This window comes from Alteromonas australica, assembly GCF_000730385.1.
GTDB lineage: Bacteria > Pseudomonadota > Gammaproteobacteria > Enterobacterales > Alteromonadaceae > Alteromonas > Alteromonas australica.
Genome location: NZ_CP008849.1, coordinates 154,292 through 172,614, shown reverse-complemented (window position 1 = coordinate 172,614; position 18,323 = coordinate 154,292). Strand labels below are relative to the sequence as shown.

At 47.2% G+C, this 18,323-nt stretch carries 15 protein-coding genes; 3 read left to right on the top strand and 12 right to left on the bottom strand.

Features of this window, described 5'->3' with window-relative positions:
* Positions 1-23 precede the first annotated feature (23 nt).
* The 4 genes from EP13_RS00740 to EP13_RS00725 form a co-directional block, all read right to left on the bottom strand.
* Positions 24-1,592 carry a tetratricopeptide repeat-containing sulfotransferase family protein gene (locus EP13_RS00740; protein WP_231497901.1) on the bottom strand — a complete coding sequence of 523 codons (1,569 nt, stop codon included), beginning with the start codon at positions 1,590-1,592 and terminating at the stop codon, positions 24-26.
* An 8-nt stretch (positions 1,593-1,600) separates the two neighbouring features.
* Positions 1,601-2,494, bottom strand: a complete 894-nt coding sequence (locus EP13_RS00735) for a response regulator (RefSeq protein ID WP_044058636.1) — start codon at positions 2,492-2,494, stop codon at positions 1,601-1,603.
* A gap of 189 nt (positions 2,495-2,683) precedes the next feature.
* Entirely contained in the window at positions 2,684-3,655 is a 972-nt protein-coding gene (locus tag EP13_RS00730) for a M56 family metallopeptidase (protein WP_044055516.1), read from the bottom strand.
* Complete coding sequence (locus EP13_RS00725; RefSeq protein ID WP_044058635.1) at positions 3,648-4,085, bottom strand: BlaI/MecI/CopY family transcriptional regulator; 438 nt, start codon at positions 4,083-4,085, stop codon at positions 3,648-3,650. Before EP13_RS00725 ends, EP13_RS00730 begins: the two co-directional genes overlap by 8 nt.
* A 100-nt stretch (positions 4,086-4,185) precedes the next feature.
* Here EP13_RS00725 and EP13_RS00720 point away from each other — a divergent pair, with 100 nt between their 5' ends.
* Positions 4,186-6,252: a TonB-dependent receptor gene (locus tag EP13_RS00720; protein WP_044055515.1), complete on the top strand. Its 2,067-nt coding sequence runs from the start codon at positions 4,186-4,188 to the stop codon at positions 6,250-6,252.
* 121 nt (positions 6,253-6,373) lie between these two features.
* Positions 6,374-7,753, top strand: a complete 1,380-nt coding sequence (locus EP13_RS00715; protein ID WP_156026708.1) for a DUF4397 domain-containing protein — start codon at positions 6,374-6,376, stop codon at positions 7,751-7,753.
* 31 nt (positions 7,754-7,784) lie between these two features.
* Here EP13_RS00715 and EP13_RS00710 read toward each other — a convergent pair whose 3' ends face one another.
* Complete coding sequence (locus EP13_RS00710) at positions 7,785-8,966, bottom strand: BaiN/RdsA family NAD(P)/FAD-dependent oxidoreductase (protein WP_044055513.1); 1,182 nt, start codon at positions 8,964-8,966, stop codon at positions 7,785-7,787.
* Between the two features lie 279 nt (positions 8,967-9,245).
* Here EP13_RS00710 and EP13_RS00705 point away from each other — a divergent pair, with 279 nt between their 5' ends.
* Entirely contained in the window at positions 9,246-10,076 is an 831-nt protein-coding gene (locus EP13_RS00705) for a mechanosensitive ion channel family protein (RefSeq protein ID WP_044055512.1), read from the top strand.
* Between the two features lie 100 nt (positions 10,077-10,176).
* Here the strand turns inward: EP13_RS00705 and EP13_RS00700 are convergent, their stop codons facing one another.
* The 7 genes from EP13_RS00700 to recG all read right to left on the bottom strand — a co-directional run bounded on the left by EP13_RS00700 (position 10,177) and on the right by recG (position 18,307).
* Positions 10,177-11,208 carry an ABC transporter ATP-binding protein gene (locus tag EP13_RS00700; RefSeq protein ID WP_044055511.1) on the bottom strand — a complete coding sequence of 344 codons (1,032 nt, stop codon included), beginning with the start codon at positions 11,206-11,208 and terminating at the stop codon, positions 10,177-10,179.
* Positions 11,208-12,728: an ABC transporter permease gene (locus EP13_RS00695; protein ID WP_044055510.1), complete on the bottom strand. Its 1,521-nt coding sequence runs from the start codon at positions 12,726-12,728 to the stop codon at positions 11,208-11,210. Before EP13_RS00695 ends, EP13_RS00700 begins: the two co-directional genes overlap by 1 nt.
* Entirely contained in the window at positions 12,725-13,759 is a 1,035-nt protein-coding gene (locus EP13_RS00690) for an extracellular solute-binding protein (protein ID WP_044055509.1), read from the bottom strand. Before EP13_RS00690 ends, EP13_RS00695 begins: the two co-directional genes overlap by 4 nt.
* Positions 13,760-13,768: 9 nt before the next feature.
* Positions 13,769-14,578, bottom strand: a complete 810-nt coding sequence (locus tag EP13_RS00685) for a hypothetical protein (protein WP_044055508.1) — start codon at positions 14,576-14,578, stop codon at positions 13,769-13,771.
* A gap of 392 nt (positions 14,579-14,970) precedes the next feature.
* Positions 14,971-15,444, bottom strand: a complete 474-nt coding sequence (locus EP13_RS00680; RefSeq protein WP_044055507.1) for a peroxiredoxin — start codon at positions 15,442-15,444, stop codon at positions 14,971-14,973.
* Positions 15,445-15,453: 9 nt separating this feature from the next.
* Positions 15,454-16,242 (bottom strand): class I SAM-dependent methyltransferase, encoded by a 789-nt coding sequence (locus EP13_RS00675; RefSeq protein WP_044058634.1) that lies wholly within the window; start codon positions 16,240-16,242, stop codon positions 15,454-15,456.
* On the bottom strand, positions 16,235-18,307 hold the full coding sequence (recG, locus tag EP13_RS00670; protein ID WP_044055506.1) for an ATP-dependent DNA helicase RecG: 2,073 nt from the start codon (positions 18,305-18,307) through the stop codon (positions 16,235-16,237). The genes EP13_RS00675 and recG overlap by 8 nt, the downstream gene beginning before the upstream one ends.
* Positions 18,308-18,323 lie beyond the last annotated feature (16 nt).

Below are 18,323 nucleotides of genomic sequence, written 5' to 3'. Positions count from 1 at the left end.
AATTAAATGACGCCGAATTTAACTTATTGCTGAAAGACTGCCTCTAAGGCATTGGTGTGGGGCTTGTAACGTTGCCAACGACCTATCCACTGCTGGTTGATGGGCATTTTCACCTGCATTTTGCTGGCCGTTGACACAGGCGCAGTGTTCCCTTGCATGTGTAAACAATTTTCGTCCCACGATAATTCACAAAACTTGAGCAAGTCAGCAATGTGCTGTCTTGGATGAGTCACCAAGGCTTCGTAGTTCAGCAACATAAAATTCTCACCTTCTATTGCCTGCCAGTGCTCTACCCAATTCATGCATTGGCGGTAGAAAGACGCACAGGAAAGTAGACTGTGGGTGTAATGATAATGTGGGTTGTGGATACTAAATAACTGGCGGAAGTTCCCCACACAGGTGTCCATTGGGTTTCGCTGTAAGCAAATAATTTTTGCGTTGGGAAAAGCACGGCGAATATACGGAAGATAGAAAAAATTGAATGGGAGCTTATCGACGAAGTGGGCGCTATTACCTATGTGCTGTGTTCGCGCAAGGTATGCCTGCGCAAGCTTATTGTAGTCGATACTTTCCGCCTGTTTTAACGTGGTGACGTCTAAAACATTAAGGCTTTGGCTGCCCGACATCTGCTTTAACAGGGTACTGAAATCCTGTAATTCACCACCGGAACTGACCTGCTGATGGCTACTTAAAATGCGTTCTACCAAGGTTGTGCCAGAACGCGGCATGCCTACGACAAAAATGGGTCGAGTCGTGCTTTGTGAAGAAGGTGACGAAGGCGAAATATGCCCATTTGACGCAAAGGCTGCTTGTAAATAAGCAAAAACCTCCCGGTCGGCCGACGCGTCGTAAGGAAGGTGCTTCTGCTTCTCTTGCTTTGCCTGAGTTAATACGTCAAAGGCTTGGGTATAATCCTGTTGTTTCTCTAATTCCCGCGCTAGGCTGTGGCTTAAATGCAGCCGCGCTTCTAACGGTTGCGCATCATTATCTAGCTTTTGCTTTAATTGTGCTAAGTGACGGCGTATTTCATCGCCTTTTGTCAATTCAGACAGCGCAAAATGCGCTTTGTAATAGGTTGGCTCATCATCTAGCACTCGCCAAAGGGCTTTCTTTGCTTGTTCAAGTTCACCACAAAACTTACTTGAAACCGCATAGTTATAAAGAAAACTTGGCTTAGGGTTTGGGGCGTTAACCGCCGCAGAAAAGTACACCAGCGCGCGAGCATGTTCGTTACACGTAGATAAGGCTACGCCTAGGGTATCGGCCTGAATAGGCGTTTGAATCTCATCAACTTGCACCGTATTGGCAATGGCAATTACACCGTCGGTTTGGCCTAGTAACGCGTAAACCCGGCACAATAGAACACGAAACTCTACTAGGTTTTTTTGCGCAATGGCGTGTTTACAGAGTTCTGCCGCCTTATGCAGCTGCCCTATGCTAACGTTGATTTGCGCCAGTAAATGATACGCTTCGCCGACCTTTTCGCCCGCTTGAATTAAAGACACACACCCTTTATGGGCCTGTTGAACGTCTCCTTTTTCGAAATGCGAGTACGCCTGCTGTAACGGGTCAACGGAATGACGCTGTGACATAGCCAAAGCTAGTTCACTGCCAGCGCACGGATGGCTATCCCTGCGGCTGTGGTTCTATTTTCTACCCCTAACTTAGCGAATACTTGCTCCAAATGTTTATTCACCGTGCGCGGCCCAATATCGAGAATTTGTGCAATTTCTTTATTGGTTTTACCATTGGATAACCAGTAAAGCACTTCTGATTCTCGACCGGTTAAGTTAAGTGTCGCTTTCAGTTTTTCTTCGCCCGACATGGCCTTTACGGCGTGATTAACGCGAAAGATACTGTCTCCGTTTTCCCGTTGAGACACCAATGCCAGTTCACATTCGCCACCTTCATAGGATACCTGTTGCACAACATCATGCTGCCCGGGTGTTAGCAAAACATGCTTCACCGCAGGGATTAAACTGTCGTTAAACCAATCATCGGCGAAGGGGATATTGGATAGAAAGTCGTGAGTTTGAGGCGTAGCCCAAAGCAGTTCTCCTGCTTGATTAACAGCAAATAAATTTTGCCCCATAGAATCTAACGCTTGCTGTGCACTCGATGTGATTTGCGCATTGTTCGCGTGAATTTTGATACGCGCCACCAGTTCATCGGGATTGACCGGCTTAACAATGTAGTCCACACCACCAGCATTTAGCCCCTTTAACGTGCTTTCAGAGTCGGTTAAGCCTGTCATAAAGATAACGGGAATGTGCTGTAATTCTCTGTTTTGTTTTAGCCGTGTACAGGTTTCGAAGCCATCTAATTTGGGCATCATGGCATCAAGTAAAATGATGTCTGGTTTGATTTGTTCAGCAATGGTAATAGCTTGGCTACCCTCTAATGCCACAAGTGTGCTTATCCCTTCCTTTTCAAGGATATCGTTAATTAAGCTTAAGGAATCGGGTGAATCATCAACAACTAACACCGTGTACATAAACGCCATCCAACCAACTTAAACGTGCCGATTATACTAAAGATTAATACCTCAGTATAAACACATATAGCGGTGATAAGCATGGGGTATTTTGCGTATTTCGAACCTTAAAAGGCGCGTTAAGATTTAGTTGCGAAAAAAGGCGTTAACTGTCGTCGACCTCGAGCACCGATCCACACAGCATGAAAATTACTGCAATAGAAATTCCATAAGCGGGTGTCCCACGGCAACAGCAATCAAGGTAAGTATCATGCCAAAAACAAACACAGAGATATAACTTACCGCATACTGCATCAGCGTATTTTGGGGCTGGGTTAATAGCCGATTTAACCGCTCGCGCCTTTCGCTGCTTGCGCCCTGCTCTCCTGCTTGTTGGCAAACGCATAGAGGTAAATCGTCAAGGGAAGCGCAATGCCCCGCATTGTGTAAAGCGAACATATCGCTTCTCAGTTCTAAGCCATTAATGAAGGCATGACGATAGGCTGTGCGCCAGCGCTTTGGCCAGAGGATCATAAAATAACGCACGCACATTAGCTTAATATTGTCTAATTGGCGTACGTGATTAAACTCATGCAACAGCACCAAGTTAAGCTGATTATCCGTCAACTTTTCCACTAACCCCTGCGACACGTATATTTGTGGGCGCAACAACCCCGCGCACCAAGCAGAAGGCACCTGACTGTCTACTCGCTGATAAAATTGCTTCATATCAGCCTGTGGGCCACTGGCACTCTTACAAGAATTGGCAGGAGAGCGGGCACTGGCAAGCTGTAATAACTGGTGAAAGCGTTTATTCAGGTACAATTGGCGCGCCATCATCACAATAGTGACACACAGCAAACCAATGGCAAAGGCTAACACCCCCGCACCTAAAGTCGATGACGTGGGTATGTATAAGTCATGAGGCCCACAATGACTTTCATGGCAATGTTCACCCACTAAATAGCGGCTTATAGGGGGCAGTTCATTAATAATAAGGCTAAATGCCGCACAAGCAAAGGGAAGCCACACTAAAGTAAAAAGCAGTTTTACTTGTACATCTGGTGAAAACGGCACACGTTGTGTGTTTGCTACCCGCCAACATCCCGCCACGCACCAAGATAAGAGTAATGACAGTAACAGCCAGGAGGCGAGATGGGCGAGAAAACTCGTATCAGTCATCCTTCTCCTCATGAGAAGGAAGGTAAGAAGACAGCTTTTCTGCCTCTTCTTTTGACGTTTGCCCTTCAATATACGACATGAAACCACTGACTATCACCTGGGATTCACCATTACCTAACTGGTCGGCAATTTCCCCCATCAAGCGGCTGACCACGGTGCTTTGAGATAATGCTGGCGCATAGCGGTACGAGCGCCCCTGCTTGTAGCGGGTAAGCATATTTTTACGAAACAAGCGTTCCAGCGTACTTTGCATTGTACTCAGCGAGAGTTGCTCATTAGCAAAAAAGGTAAGCACTTCCTGAGCACTTAGCTCTCCGTGTTGCCACAACACCTTAAGGACGTCTATTTCACGCCCACCTAATGCAGGGAGGCTGTGTTGCGAAGGTTTTCCGCCTAGCCACTGACTTAATCCCCGATAAAGCTCTTTCACGAACACCGACCTCTTATAGGTTTTAGTAAAGGCAGTAATAATACAAAAATGCACGTTACCAGAAAGTGCCCAATTAACGTATACCCATTAAGGAACTATTGTGAAAAAAACGCCCATAGCTCTGCTTGTTCTTGCCGCTTTACAAGCTAATGCTCACGAAGGCAACAGCCATGATATTGAAAAAGTCACCGTGTCTGGCCGACAAGTTAGCTTAGTGGGAGAAGCTATTTCAGCATCGCAAGGGGTTGTGGGCCAGGAAGAAATTCAACTACGCCCAATTTTACGCACCGGTGAAATACTGGAGTTCATTCCGGGCATGGTCGTGACACAGCACAGCGGCACGGGCAAAGCGAATCAATATTTTTTACGCGGTTTCAATTTAGATCATGGCACTGACTTTGCCACTTTTGTTGATGGCATGCCGGTGAATATGCGCACCCATGGTCATGGGCAAGGCTACACCGACCTTAATTTTGTTATCCCAGAAGCCGTGCAGTCTCTCAACTATAAAAAGGGCGTGTACTACGCTGACGTAGGCGACTTCAGTGGTGCCGGTAGTGCAACGTTAACGACCATTAACCAGGCCTCTACCCCTCTCATGAGTGCGACAGTTGGAGAAGATAACTTTCTACGGTTAGTTGGCTTAGGAGATGTCACCATTAATGACACAAACCGCGTCGTTTTGGCGGGTGAACGCAATACCTACGATGGCCCCTGGAGCGATATTGACGAAGACGTGGATAAAACCAATGTGTTAGCCAAATGGGTGAATAAGCAAGAAAAGGGCGAATTCAGCCTCACCTTTATGGGTTATGACAACAGCTGGAACAGCGCTGATCAAATCCCCGAGCGCGCAGTAGAAAGCGGGCTAATTGATGAATTAGGGTCTTTAGATACCACTGTGGGAGGGCAATCGGATCGTTACAGTCTTTGCGCGAATTGGCGCGGCGACAACGTGGTCGCAAATGCTTATGTGATGTCGTACAGCATGAACTTGTGGTCCAATTTTACGTATTTTCTTGATGACCCTGAAAATGGCGACCAGTTTGAACAAGTGGACGACCGCACTGTATATGGCGGTGAGGTCAGTTATTGGCAAGATCACACCCTATTTGGCCAGCCCTCTACCACCACTATTGGCACGCAAGTGCGAATAGATGATATCGATGAAGTGGGTTTGTATCACACGCAAGCCCGACAGCGTTTGGGCGTCATTCGTCGTGACGAGGTAACAGAGTCGAGTGTGGGTGTTTATGTGAATAACCAAACCTACTGGACACAAAACTTACGCACAGTGCTTGGCTTGCGTTACGATTATTTTGATTTTGACGTGCAAGACTTAGCCGGTGTTAATGCAAATGGCGTTGATTTATCACCGAATAGCGGTACGGCCAGTGATGACATCACGTCGTTAAAAGCCAGTGCGGTATACACTTTGACCCCCGAATGGGAACTGTATGGGTCAGCAGGGCAAGGGTTACACTCTAACGATGCCAGGGGCACCACCATTCACGTAGACCCTAGTTCTGGCGATGCTGTAGACGGGGTAGATCCGCTGGTTCGTTCAACGGGGGTTGAAGCCGGTCTGCGGGGCTTTATTGATGAAACGCTGAATGCCTCGTTGTCAGTGTGGCAGCTATCTTTAGACAGTGAATTGTTGTTTGTAGGTGATGCCGGTAACACCGAAGCCAGCCGCGCATCTAAACGTAAAGGGGCAGAAGTCGCACTTTACTATCAGCTTGACCACAATTGGTCTATTGACCTTGAATATGCCTACACCGACGCTGAGTTTACTGATGCCGCACCTGAAGGCGATCACATTCCAGGTGCAATCAAAAACGTGGTACAAGCAGGCGTGTCTGCTCACTTCGACAACGGCCTGTTTGGCAGCCTAAGGGCTCGACATTTTGGTGAACGCCCGCTTGTTGAGGATAACAGTATCACCTCAGACGCAAGTACCGTATTTAACTTGCGGGCAGGATATAAAATGAACAATTGGGTTTTGCAATTAGATGTGCTTAACCTCACCGACAGTGATGCTCACGACATTGATTACTATTATGCGTCTCGCCTTTCAACCGACGCCCAAGGCACTGAAACCGACGATATTCACTATCACGTGATAGAACCTCGTACCCTTCGCGCCACGGTTATGTACCGATTCTAAGCCGCGTTATGCATTGCGGTTTTTCGCCGCAATGCGCTTCTTTAAGTAATATTTACATCCCTTTGCACAACTATTAAATAAATTCAGGCTCATAGAATATCGCTAATCTATGGGTTCAAATATGTTTATTGTTTCAAAACGCTTTATCAGCTTCACCCTTATCACCTCGTTGTATTTATCTGGCTGTGTATATGTGGCGGATGACGATGAAGAAGGTGATAGCTACGGTTACGCCCAATACGTTAACTTAGTGCCCCAATCCCCAGAAATAGAATTTATTGTGGAGGATGAATCTGAAGCCACTTTGGCTTTTAGCGAAGCCACTGCATATACCTACGTGACGAATTCCACCTTCGATATTGAATTCAATCAAATCTTACCTAACACAGAAAATGATGACTTTATCAGCGAAGACAGCTTAAAAGTGAGCAAAAAAAACCTGCACAGCTATATTTTATATGGCGATGCTGATGCACCAAGCACAATGGAGATAAGCATAGATATTTCAGATATTTATGACGATGATTTTGACGATGGCTACGCCTTGGTGCAATTTGCCAACTTAGCCAATATAAACGATGCCGTAGATGTTTATATTCTGGATGCCGACGCGTCACTCACCAATAAAACGGTGGATTACACGCTGGCTGCTGAAGACTACAGTGGCGAAGTTAGCCTGGATGCTGGGGATTATAAATTAGTGTTCACCGAGTCAGGAACAGACACAATTTTAGCCATGAAAAACGACATAAGCATTGAAGAAGGCGAGGCACTTTCCTACGTATTCGTTAGCTATGAAAATGCGGGCTTCGACGACCCCTTTTACAGCATTATAGAGTTAAACGATGACGGCGCACGTCAACTCACTAACGAAGCACAAGACAGCTACCTAAGGGTAAGTAATAACATTGTGGGTACAAGCGCCATCGCCGTTGCTAAAGACAGTAGCAGTAGTACTGCCATAGAAGCGCTTTACTTTGGTGATATTTCGCCCTTAATAAGCGTAGACATTGACGATACCGATGACGCCAATAGCGTCGATATTTATCTTAAAGATACCGACACCAGTGCCGTGCTAGAAAGCACCAGTATTGATATGTACGCCGACCAAATTGTGATGCTACTGAGCTCGGGTGATACAAGCAGCACAGTAACAGCCTATTCGCATACCGAAGACTTACGGGTAATAGACACCCACGCCAAACTCCTTATTGCCCATAATATTGACAATGAAAGCAGTACGTCTATCACCGTGAAAGTGATTGAACAGGGTAGTAACCCCGACTCCTACGATGCATCGGACAACATTTCCTACCTCAGCAGCTTAAACATTGAAACTGAAGCCGGCGATTACGATATTTACGTGTACGACGCCGATACTGACGACTTATTGCTTGAAACCACGGTATACGATATTGAAAAAGGTGATGTTATTAATTTGATATTGAGCGATTACGACTATGGCGGCGCGCCTTATCAGCTTTTCCGCTATACCAATTAAGGGTTCATTGTGTACGGGTGTGAGAGATTTCTCACACCACCTGCCCCGCAGCCCAGCCGCTGCTCCAGGCCCATTGGAAGTTAAAGCCGCCTAGCCAGCCGGTGACGTCTACCACTTCGCCAATGAAATAGAGGCCTTCCACGTTTTTAGCCATCATGGTTTTTGATGAGAGTTCGTTGGTATCTACGCCGCCAATGGTGACTTCTGCGGTTCGGTAACCTTCGGTGCCGTTGGGCTTCACTGGCCAGTTTTCTAGCGTATTCGCGATGGCATCGCATTCGCCATGAGTCAGTTGCTTCACGGGTACGTTTCGCCACTGATGATAATCAATGAAGCTTTGCACCATGCGCTTGGGAAACACTTTGTTTAAACAGGTAGCCAGTAGCGCATCGGGTGTGGATGTTCTGGCTGTCTCTAGTAATTCATGGCTATCGTCGTTGGGCAATGTGTTGATGCTGAGTGTATCGCCCGCTTCCCAGTAACTGGAAATTTGTAACATGGCCGGGCCACTCAAGCCTCGGTGGGTAAAAAGCATGGCTTCTTTAAACGTGGTGTCGTTGCAACTTGCGTACACATCCACCGCGATACCGCTTAACTCAGCCAGTGTCGCTTTGTCTTTTTCATGTAAGGTAAAGGGCACCAAAGCGGCTCTGGTAGGAAGCACATTTAAGCCAAACTGCTGGGCAATTTTATAACCGAAAGGGGTGGCGCCTAGTTTCGGCATACTCAATCCGCCTGTGGCGACCACTAAAGACTCACACTGGTAATCGCCGTTCGATGTAGACAGTAAGTACCCACTTTCGCACTTTTCCACACTGAGGATTTCGCAGCGTGTAGTCACAGTGACATGGGCCTTGCTGCATTCTTTTAGCAATAAATCGACAATGTCTTTCGCGCTGTCATCACAAAATAGCTGCCCCAAGGTTTTCTCATGATAGGCAATGCCGTGCTCGGCCACCAAGGCGATAAAGTCCCATTGGGTATAGCGGCTTAATGCCGACTTACAAAAGTGCGGGTTTTGCGATAAGAAATTAGCGGGTTCAGCATACATATTGGTGAAATTACAACGCCCACCGCCAGACATCAGTATTTTTCGCCCCACTTTTTTGGCGTGATCTAGCACCTCTACGCTACGGCCTCGCGCACCGGCTTGCGCTGCGCAAAACAGCCCGGCTGCTCCGGCACCAATTACAATTACATCACGCTTTATCACTTTGCCTTCACCTTAGGTTATTACATGAGTCCACGCGAAGCGTTCTGCCTTGTGTAAGCGCTTTACGTGTGCGTGGATTATACGTAATTACCCACGTCGCTCAACGCCAACCCGTGTTTTACGCTGAATTTAATCTTCTGTCATTGGCATTAGATTTGGATATTCATACTTATTAACAATACTAAATGTAGAGTAATTCACCTATAACTACCCCCTACATTGAGCAGCGACTCAATAAAAACGAATAATCACACATTAAATGTTAGAGGAATTGAGTCCATGGAAGACTTTTTGGCGTCTTTAGACATCAATCAATATTTGCCTGCCGCGTTAGCGTGGGCAACCAATATTTTGCTTGCGTTAGCCATTTTAATTGTTGGCCTTTGGGTAGCAGGTAAAGTGTATAAAGGCATAGTAGCCATTGCTAACCGCCACCCCCAATTAGATGACACCCTATTTAAATTTTTTGGTAGTGTGGCCCGCTACACCATATTAGCTTTTGTGGGCATTGCCGTACTGAATCGATTTGGTGTTCAAACGGCTTCTATTATCGCGCTATTAGGCGCGGCGGGTTTAGCCATAGGTTTGGCACTGCAAGGAACGCTTTCAAACCTTGCTGCTGGGGTTATGCTACTTATCTTTCGCCCTTATAAAGTTAATGACTTTGTTGACGCGGCAGGTAAATTTGGAAAAGTTACCGAAGTGGATTTATTCACCACCATTCTACAAACTTTCGACAACCAACAAATTATTATTCCCAATAGCCAAATTTGGGGCGAGCAAATCGTAAACCATTCCCATCATGAAATTCGTGGTGTCGATATGACGTTTGGTGTGGCCTATAACGAAAATACTGATGCTGCCCGGGCCGTTATTGATAAGGTATTAGCTGAACACCCTCACGTGCTAAAAGATCCTGCGCCCTTTGTTGAAGTATCTACCTTGAACGACAGTTCTGTCGATTTTATTGTTCGCCCATTTTGTCATGGTGAGCACTATTTCGACATTCGCTTCTCAGTCCCTGAGCAAATCAAAAAAGCGCTGGATGAAGCCAATATTGAAATACCTTTCCCTCATCGCAAAGTGATTGTGGTTAACGAAAGTGCGTAGCAACGAATTTCGCTGAAACTTACCCATAGGTTAACGCGAAAAAGGGCGGTGATTTTATTCACCGCCCTTTCTTTTTTAAACTGATAAATTACTTAAACTGCTATTTCGGAAATACAGCCAAAGGATGGGTAGTCACAAGCTGCACATGGGCACGCTCTCCCGGCTTAATCGCGTTTTCATGGCTAACCCTCACTTTAAGGTGGCTACCATTATCTAGCGTTACTGCGTACAAGCGGCTTTCCCCTTCGTAACGTACCCATTCCACCGTCCCATTGGGAGAGGGATGCGCGCCGTTTAGGCTTAAATCATCGGGTCTAACCAGTAAATCTACATCGCCATGGGCATGGTGTAACGGCGTACCTGGCACGTTACCTATGTCCGTTATCACTGTGTTATTTGGGTTTGATGCACTGTTATTGTCGTAGCTTGCCTGTAAAAAGCTAGCCTCGCCCATAAAGCGGGCCACAAAGCGGCTTGCCGGCGTGGAATAACAGGCTTCTGGTGTATCTAGCTGCTCTAAAACACCTTTATTTAATATGCCTACTCTATCGCCTACGCTAAGGGCTTCTTCTTGGTCGTGAGTCACCCAAATAGCAGGCACATCGGCTTTTTTAAGGGCGTCGCGAATTTCCCAGCGCAAGCTGTCTTTTAAGGCTGCGTCTAGGTTTGAAAGTGGCTCGTCTAACAACACAAACGCGGGCTCATGGGCTAAGGTACGCGCCAGAGCGACGCGTTGCTTTTGGCCGCCAGATAAGCGAGCGGGTTTGGCATCGCGAAAATTCTCTAGCCCCAAAAGGCTGAGCCAATGATCAGCAAGTTGTGTGTCTTTTAAACGAAAACATACATTTTGTTGCACGGTTAAATGAGGAAATAGCGCGAAGTCTTGAAATACCATGCCCACATTACGCTTTTCAGGGGGAATCGGCTTTTTAGGTGTACTTGCCCAATTGCCTAAGCTTATTTCTCCTTCAGAGATAGGAATAAGCCCTGCCAGCGCTTGCAGTATGGTGGTTTTGCCACAACCTGTTGGGCCTACCAGCATAAGGATTTCATCTTGCCCAAGCGCTAAGTTTAACTTGTCGACAACACGGGTATCCCCATAATTCACTGATAAATCACTTACACGTAGCATTACGACCCTTTATCCTCAGTAACAGTAAATTGGGCTTTGCGTTCGCCCGACAGCATGAGTATTAACCCCACGCCAGATAACAAGACAAGTAGTAAACCCGGCACCGCAGCGCGGCCGAAGTAGCCAGCTTCGTATACTCGCCACATATAGGTAGCAAGAGTTTCAAACCCTGTTGGCCCCAACATTAATGTGGCCGGTAATTCACGCATCGCTTCTAGAAAAACCAACGCTGCGCCAGCAATCATACCACGAAGGGTTAAAGGTAGCGTTATGCGGATAAAGGCTTCTCGTGGCGATGCGCCAAGCACCCGCGCGGCTTTCACCAAACCGGAATCGATATTCTCTGCGGTGGTTCTTACACTGCCTACCGCTAAGGGAATAAACCGCAGCACATAAGCCATCACCAACAAGCTTAAGGTTTGGTAAAACGCTGGGAGTTGCAGACCCACGTAAACCAAAGCTGTTCCCATCACAATACCGGGCACGCCAAAGCCGAAATAGGTAATTCGTTCCATTAAACGCCCCGCTTTGCCTGCAATAGCAGCGTGAGCAACTGGAATGGCTAATAGCACAGCCACAATAGCGGCAATAAAAGACGCATGGGCGGAATTCCAAGCATAACTGAACTCGAAGCCACCCGTACCTTCCCGTACCAACCAAAGCGTAAATATTGCCAATGGCAGGACAATACTCATGAATACAATGGGCATGGTTGCAAGCAACATCAGATTACGTTGCCAAGGCGCCGGAAAGAGAGATAAATGTCTACCTGGGCGCTCTGTGGCGCCACTGATACGGCTTTCAATAAAGAGTATTAGCCCAACAATAACCATAAGCTGCAGACTTAACATGGCCGCTTGGCTTAAGCCAAAGGCGTTGTATTCCACAAAGATAACCCGGGTAAAGGTGTCTAACCCCATAATGGCCGGCGTACCAAAATCAGATAACGCATACAAAGCCGCTAATAAAGCGCCAGCGGCAATACTATTGACCACTCTCGGTAATACCACCCGCCATAAACTGGCGCCTAACGATAACCCTAAGGTTCGCGCGGCATTCACCAAGCTTGCATCTAAGCTGAGTAGGCTTGAGCGTGTGGTCATCATAACAAAGGGGTAGGTATAAAGGCTCATCACCAGTGCCGAGCCCCATAACCCGCTAATAGGAGGCGTGCTCACACCCAAAACATTTTCAATTTCTCCCCCGCGACCAAACGAAAAATACATGGCGAAGGCACCAATGTAACTAGGTAGCGCAAGAGGCGCGGCTAAAACAATCAGCCAGAATCGCTTAAACGGCATTTGTACATAAGCGGTGAATAACGCTAGGGGAACACCAATAAGTACCGAACCTATTATGGTTAACGTCATTAAGGCAAGGGTGTTACCTAAAACCCGCAAATTATGGGTATCGAAAAATTGCGCACTGTCTTGGGCTAAAGAAAACAAAACGCCGACGGGCAATAAAGCCATCAGCGCTATCAATAGTGCCAGGGGGTACGACTTTGGCCAGTTTGTCACAGTACGCCAACATCCCTCATCAAGTTAAGGGTGGGACGTAAATCAGCAAGGTTACGTAAGTCCATTGCAGGAGGTGTCAATGTACTTAAACTCTCTAAACCTTCTGGCTGCGCTACATCTTGAACCAAAGGAATTTCATAAGCTTCCCGAGCAAGATAGCTTTGCACTTCATGAGTGAGCAGGTAGCGAATAAAGTTGACCGGTAAATCACCGTCACTCAGTGCCACTATGCCTGATGCGTTCACTAAACAGCCCGCATCATTTTTGGTATAAGCCAAGGCAACATTCGCATCAGGTTTACCGGATTTTAAGCGCAGTGTGTAGTAGTGATTCGCAAACCCGACATCAACTTCCCCCCGTTCAACGCCCATAACGACACCGAGTTCGCCGGCATATTTTTTGGCGTTGCGATTTACGCCTTTTAGCCAAGCTCGGGTGGCTTTTTCGCCCTCAAGCAGACGCATAGCGGTAACAAATGACTGAAACGAAGAGTACGCTGGCGCCCAACCTAGTTTGAGGTCGCTGTCAGCTAACGCCATCACGCTGTCTGGAATTTGCTCGGGTGACACACGTTGTGTGTTATAAGGCAAGGTACGAACACGCCCAGTAACAGGTGACCAACTCGGGTATTGAAACCCTTCTTTTAACTGTGTGGTTAAATCGGTTGGCAAGGGTTTAGCTGCCCCCGCATCCGTCACCATACCAATTGACCCCGTATCCACAGCCCAGAAAAGATCAGCTCGCTTCACGCCCGCTTTCTTTTCCGCCACTATGGTATTCGCTAAGGCAGCAGAGCCACCGCGGCGAATTTTAAGATTAAGCTTAGGGTTACGCTTTTCTATGGCTTGAAGAACATTCTCGTATAAACCACCCTCGCCTCGACCTAAATACAGGGTTAAATCACCCTCTAGTTTAGGTAGTGACTCCACTGACACACTGGCCATGGGGCTTAGGGCGTTTGCGACTCCAAGAGGTAAACTCCCTAACGCTGTGGCGGCGGCTAACCCTTGTAAGAATGTTCTTCGTTGCATAAAGGTTCCTTAAAATACGTCTTTACGACCTTTTTCTGCTTCTACTAGCAGTTTACGCGCTTTGTCTAACTTAACTTGCATAGCTTCAACCACGTGACGAACGGCATCTACGCCTTCATCTTGAGAAATGGCTTGTGGCAAGGTTACGTTGAAGTCTTTTTCTAAGTCTTCCACCAATGCTGCGTCTTTTGCGATTAAGTCGCCTTCTACACCTTCAAAGCGCTGAAGATAGGTGTCATGTACCAGGGTCGTTGCCACTTCATGTAGTTGCTCAGCGTACTTAGCCACTACGCGATCTAAACGTGTTTTAATATCGTCAATAACTTCTGGGCCTGTGGTAGGTTCAACTTCGGTGGTTTTTACCTGATCAATCAAGCCTTTCTTTTGATATTGGGACGCAAGTTTAACTGCGCCTAGCGCTTGCCACAAGGCATGATTGAGTTTCTCTTGCTCTACGCGAACATCGGCAACAGGCTTGCCATTATCAATGGCCATTTTTACACCGTAAATGCCTTGCCAAATAGTGGCATAAATAGGCACGTATTGGGTTTCAATTGCAGAATGGAAATCTACCTCTTCCCAATATTCCATTAAAACATCGGTTTTTAGGTTTTTATCTTTGGCTTCATAAGCATCAACAACACTACCAAACTTACTTTCTAGCCAATGCACTTCTTCTGTATATTCACCTATGTGGGCATGCAAATTATTAACGTGATCGCCAATTGCACCATTCGCCATTGCGTTGCCAGAGAGTAACGAAAATGAAACCGCTGATGCGAAAACCAAGGCACCCATTTTTTTCAGTGTTGTTGTCATAATTATTCCTAAATCGTTGTCTTCTTTCGCAAATGATACTTATTATCATTAACCAAGTAAAGGTAACTCACCGTGTGAATGTGCTGAATATCTGCGCTTCTTGCCTCAATGTTTACAACCACTTGTATTTCGAGCCTTTTATTGCAGCACGCGCGTTAGCCCCTGTGGCGCTAACGCGCTTATTAAACGGTGCTCTTCTATAACGGGGGTAAGCCAAAGCAAGATCATCTCGCGCCATTGATTTGCACTTTACTCGCACATGCTGGCAAGTGCCCCACGCGACAGTAAGGAGTAAAACAAAATACTAGGCTAAACGTGGCATAAAAAAGCTCGCAAACTAGACATCTCTAGCGTGCGAGCTTAGTCAAGTAACGCTTATTGATGTAACGCGCTTATAAGCTATCTAACATGCTTTGCGCGTCGCTCACTTCAAAGCGACCAGGATCTTCAAGATTAAGCTTTTTCACCTCACCATCTTCTACCAGCATGGAATAGCGTAGTGAACGTAAACCACCAAAGTTACTGGTGTTCATATCTAGGCCAATTTGCTTGGTGAAATGGCCGTTGCCATCTGCCAGCATGATAATTTCGTCAGCATTATTTGCTTTGCCCCATGCGTCCATAACAAACGCATCGTTTACCGACAAACAAATAATGCTGTCGATACCCTTAGCTTTGATTTTGTCGGCTAACGCCACAAAACCTGGCAAATGTGCCTGAGAGCAGGTTGGCGTAAACGCGCCAGGCACTGCAAACATTACCACTCGTTTGTCCGAGAAAAGTTCATTCGTACCTGGGTTCGTCATTTCTCCGTTGACTAAAAGACCGAAATCCACCTCGGGCAAGGTGCTACCAACTTGTATCATGCTGCTCTCCTAGGGTTTTTGACACAAATACACATCAAATCTATGTTTTTTACTTTCTATTGCCATTGATGGTTTTTCTCCAGCCAATACTTCAGCACTGTTAGGGCGTTTTACCACCACTCTATGCGTTGCAAGCTGACGCGCAGGGGCGAGCAGCGCATCAGCATCTGGGTCGTGCCCAAGCAATTGCTGAAATAGCCGCATCTCCTTTTTCACCAAGGCTGACTTTTTCTTATGTGGGAACATGGGGTCTAAATAAATAGCGTTAACATCCTCACCACTGAAGTATTGCATCACCTCGGCACTATTTCCATGCCGCAGCACCATTCTTTGGGCTAGTTCTGGATAACGCTGAGCTAACCGGCGAATTCCGTCTTCTAAAAGTGCAGCAACCACCGGCGAACGCTCTATCATAGTCACCGTACAACCAACGCTAACCAATACGAATGCGTCCCGCCCTAACCCTGGTGTGGCATCAATGACATGCCAAGGCGCATCCCCTTTCAGCCCAATGGCTTTAACAATGGGCTCTTTTCTTCCGCCACCGTGTTGCTTTCGGTAAAGGCTGGCCGGAGAAGCAAAATCGACGTCGACAGGCAGAGTTTTCTTTTCACTGGCATCAACCAAACCTAAAACATCATTGCACACTTGCAAATAGAATCCGTCCGTTGGCTTAACCGCGCGATCTACGATGGGGAAACCCCAAGCATCACTAATAGCAGCGGCTCGTTTCTCATCGGCACTGAAGCTATCTTGCTGTGGCGAACTCGCTACCCAAAGTGGCAAACGGCTAAGCATGACCATATTGCTCCTTATGCCCTATCCAACGGTTTATAATCGCTTGTGCATGAGAGGGGTATTGCTCCCAAAGGGTATAGGCAATCTCTTGCACTTTCGGTATCAGGGCAGCATCTCGTACTAAATCTGCAATTTTCAGCTCTGCCATGCCGGTTTGGCGGGTGCCCATAAACTCACCAGGCCCACGTATCTCTAAATCGCGCTGGGCAATATAAAAGCCATCACTCGATTCTCTTAGCACCCCTAAACGCTGTGTGGCTGTTTTCGATAGCGGGCTTTGGTACATAAGCACACATTGGCTTTCTACCGCACCTCTCCCTACCCGGCCTCGAAGCTGGTGCAGTTGCGCAAGGCCCAGTCGCTCAGGGTTTTCTATAATCATAATACTGGCATTGGGAACATCTACCCCTACTTCAATCACGGTAGTGGCCACCAGTAAGTCGAGCTTCCCTTCTTTAAAATCAGCCATAACCTGCGCTTTTTCAGCGGGCTTTAAACGGCCATGTACTAAGCCTACGTTTAAGTCTGGTAGTGCGGTACGCAAGGTGACCGCAGCATCTTCCGCGGCTTGGCATTCCAACACTTCCGACTCGTCTATAAGGGTACATACCCAGTAGGCTTGCCGACCATGGTCTTTGCACGCCTGACGCACCCGTTCAATAACATCAGCTCGACGGGTGTCCGGTAATACCACGGTTTGCACTGGCGTTCTGCCCGGCGGCAGTTCATCTATAATTGAGGTGTCTAAATCGGCGTATGCCGTCATGGCGAGCGTTCGGGGAATTGGCGTTGCCGTCATAATAAGCTGATGTGGGTAACGCCCTTGCTGCTCCCCTTTATCTCGCAATGCTAGGCGTTGATGAACGCCAAAACGGTGCTGCTCATCAACAATGACCAAAGCCAACTGTTGATAATTCACGCTTTCCTGAAAAATGGCGTGGGTTCCCACCAGCATTTGGATATCACCCGCTTCTAAACGCGCCAATACTTCGGCCCGCGCTTTCCCTTTTAGCTTGCCAGCAAGCCACCCCACTTCAATACCTAAGGGTGTTAACCATTCTCGAAAATTGTTCGCGTGTTGCTCGGCTAATAATTCAGTGGGTGCCATCAATGCCACCTGATAGCCGCCGCCAATAGCCGATAACGCCGCAAGGGCAGCCACCAGTGTTTTACCCGACCCCACATCGCCTTGAACTAAGCGCATCATTGGCCGAGCATGGCGCATATCTTGTTGAATATCCGCCACCACGCGTTGTTGTGCGCCCGTGGGCGAGAATGGAAGTTGTGCAAGCAGTTTATCAATAAGCCCTTGGTTCACCGAAATAGCAATACCTGGCTGAGCATCAGACAGCTTACGCACTTTCAATACGCTTAAATGATGAGATAAAAGCTCTTCCAAAATCAGTCGATATTGGGCGGGGTGCAAGCCCTCTTCCATTTCGTGAACGTCGACATCGGGAGGCGGCCGATGTACCGTATGCAGCGCTTCGTTCAGGGAAATTTGGTTGTCGTACATGCCTTCTGGCAGTAAGTCAGCCAATGCGCCTTTGTCTAATAACGCTAAGGCTTGTTCGGTTAAATTACGTAGCGTAAGTTGCTTTACCCCTTCGGTGGTAGGGTAAACCGGCGTGAGTGACTCTTCTGCCAAAGGGGCATCTTCATCGACCAGCTTGAATTCAGGGTGCATCATTTCAATGCCCCACTTACCGGTACGCACTTCGCCAAAACAGCGCACTGTATTACCCGGAGACATCATTGTACGCTGTACAGCGCCAAAGTGAAAAAAGCGTAAAGTAATGGTGCCTGTGCCATCACTCAGTTTAACCACCAGCATACGCTTTTTGCCGTATTGAATATCTGCACTTTTCACTTCACCTTGAACACTCACGTGGGTAAAGGGCCTGCATTCCGCCACGCTGTATATTCGGGTTCTGTCTTCATAGCGTAAAGGAAGGTGAAACAAGATATCTTGCAATGTAAACAAACCAATTTTGTTTAGCTTTTCTGCCACTTTTGCACCTACCCCTTTGAGGGCAGTAATCGGTGTCGTGGCCAATGGTTGCATAAGACCCAGTTTCCTT

Bases quoted from the DNA above. Each gene is read 5' to 3' on its own strand.
- EP13_RS00715 (WP_156026708.1), top strand. From the start codon at position 6,374: ATGTTTATTGTTTCAAAACGCTTTATCAGCTTCACCCTTATCACCTCG.
- recG (WP_044055506.1), bottom strand. From the start codon at position 18,307: ATGCAACCATTGGCCACGACACCGATTACTGCCCTCAAAGGGGTAGGT.
- EP13_RS00700 (WP_044055511.1), bottom strand. From the start codon at position 11,208: ATGCTACGTGTAAGTGATTTATCAGTGAATTATGGGGATACCCGTGTT.
- EP13_RS00730 (WP_044055516.1), bottom strand. From the start codon at position 3,655: ATGACTGATACGAGTTTTCTCGCCCATCTCGCCTCCTGGCTGTTACTG.
- EP13_RS00675 (WP_044058634.1), bottom strand. From the start codon at position 16,242: ATGCTTAGCCGTTTGCCACTTTGGGTAGCGAGTTCGCCACAGCAAGAT.
- EP13_RS00690 (WP_044055509.1), bottom strand. From the start codon at position 13,759: ATGCAACGAAGAACATTCTTACAAGGGTTAGCCGCCGCCACAGCGTTA.
- EP13_RS00740 (WP_231497901.1), bottom strand. From the start codon at position 1,592: ATGTCACAGCGTCATTCCGTTGACCCGTTACAGCAGGCGTACTCGCAT.
- EP13_RS00685 (WP_044055508.1), bottom strand. From the start codon at position 14,578: ATGACAACAACACTGAAAAAAATGGGTGCCTTGGTTTTCGCATCAGCG.
- EP13_RS00705 (WP_044055512.1), top strand. From the start codon at position 9,246: ATGGAAGACTTTTTGGCGTCTTTAGACATCAATCAATATTTGCCTGCC.
- EP13_RS00680 (WP_044055507.1), bottom strand. From the start codon at position 15,444: ATGATACAAGTTGGTAGCACCTTGCCCGAGGTGGATTTCGGTCTTTTA.
- EP13_RS00735 (WP_044058636.1), bottom strand. From the start codon at position 2,494: ATGTACACGGTGTTAGTTGTTGATGATTCACCCGATTCCTTAAGCTTA.